Source organism: Staphylococcus pasteuri (genome assembly GCF_030547725.1).
Lineage (GTDB): Bacteria > Bacillota > Bacilli > Staphylococcales > Staphylococcaceae > Staphylococcus > Staphylococcus pasteuri.
In genome coordinates this window covers 1-271 of record NZ_JAUOQO010000349.1, presented here as the reverse complement: position 1 = coordinate 271, position 271 = coordinate 1, and the positions used below count along the sequence as shown (strand labels likewise).

General features: G+C 51.7%; 1 protein-coding gene. It reads left to right on the top strand.

Annotated features, from left to right (window positions below):
* Positions 1 to 14 precede the first annotated feature (14 nt).
* Positions 15 to 271: HlyU family transcriptional regulator (locus Q4528_RS13950; RefSeq protein ID WP_303522186.1), on the top strand; the 257-nt coding region annotated here is incomplete at its 3' end.

The following is a 271-nucleotide window of genomic DNA, read 5'->3' as shown; positions in this document are numbered from 1 at the left end:
CTTCAGAGGCACGCATGTCTTTTTTCAAGAAACTTTTCGGCGGTCGTGAGGCAGAGGATAGCCCCAAAAACGATCCCATCGAATACAATGGTTTTCTGATTTATCCCGAGCCGATCAAGGTGGGCAGCACTTATCGTGTGGCTGCGCGTATCGAGAAAGTCATCGACAACGCGTGCAAGACGCAGACCCTGATACGCGCTGATACGATAAGCGATCCCGATAAGGCAGGTGAGATGGCGACGATCAAAGCCCGTCAGGTAATTGATGAGCG